Here is an 834-nt window from a genome sequence, read left to right on the forward strand (position 1 = left end):
ACTTGTCGGACGCATTGCCGTGCTGACGTACCGCCTTCAAAACGGTCGGACAGGACGCAATCCCCCGTTCGTGCAAAAACGCCTTGATTTTCTCGGCATCAAACGCTTTTTCAGAGTGCGCAGCCTCCCCGTTGGACGGCACTTTGAAATAATCCGCATCGCCGAAAAACACCAGCCCGTAAACGCGCCACATATCGTTTTGGAAATTCGGATAATGAAACTGCATCGCGCGTTTGTCTTCCTTGGGCGGAAACGTCCCCATCATCATGACCGCAGCCTTCGGCGGCAACACGGAATCGAAGGGATGGGTTTCGATTTCAAGCAGATTTTCAGACACGTTCAATCCTCCAACAGGCAAAACGGCAGACAGCCGGTTTTTGCACCAAACCGCCAAACACGGCAAGCCTTCAAACAGCATTATCACGCCCTGCCGTTTTCGGTTACAATGCCGACATCAAACGGATACTGTAAACACATTTATGTTTCAACACACAGGACGACACATAAAGCACCGCCCTATGTGCCATCCTGATTTGGAAGGGGTTACGCCCCTCCCAAATAGAGTCTGATTCTACCGCCCTAAAGGGCGGGGTTTCAACCGAAAAGGAAACACGATGAAAGAACACAAAGCCCGCAAGCGTTTCGGGCAGAATTTTTTGCAGGACACGCGGATTATCAGCGATATTGTCAACGCCGTGCGCCCGCAGGCGGATGATGTCGTGATTGAAATCGGTCCGGGTTTGGCGGCGATTACCGAACCTTTGGCGAAAAAGCTGAACCGCCTGCACGTTGTCGAAATCGACCGCGAGCACGCATGCCGCCTTCTGCTTGAAA

Annotated in this window: 2 protein-coding genes; one reads left to right on the plus strand and one right to left on the minus strand. The window is 52.3% G+C overall.

Features of this window, described 5'->3' with window-relative positions; genetic code table 11:
- A partial coding sequence (locus tag DV424_RS08820; RefSeq protein WP_478354248.1) for a uracil-DNA glycosylase family protein occupies positions 1–418 on the minus strand: 418 nt, incomplete at its 3' end.
- 196 nt (positions 419–614) lie between these two features.
- On the opposite strand from DV424_RS08820, the gene DV424_RS08830 reads away from it, so the two are divergent.
- A partial coding sequence (locus DV424_RS08830) for an rRNA adenine N-6-methyltransferase family protein (RefSeq protein WP_275045367.1) occupies positions 615–834 on the plus strand: 220 nt, incomplete at its 3' end.

This window comes from Haemophilus haemolyticus (genome assembly GCF_003493605.1).
GTDB lineage: Bacteria > Pseudomonadota > Gammaproteobacteria > Enterobacterales > Pasteurellaceae > Haemophilus > Haemophilus haemolyticus_J.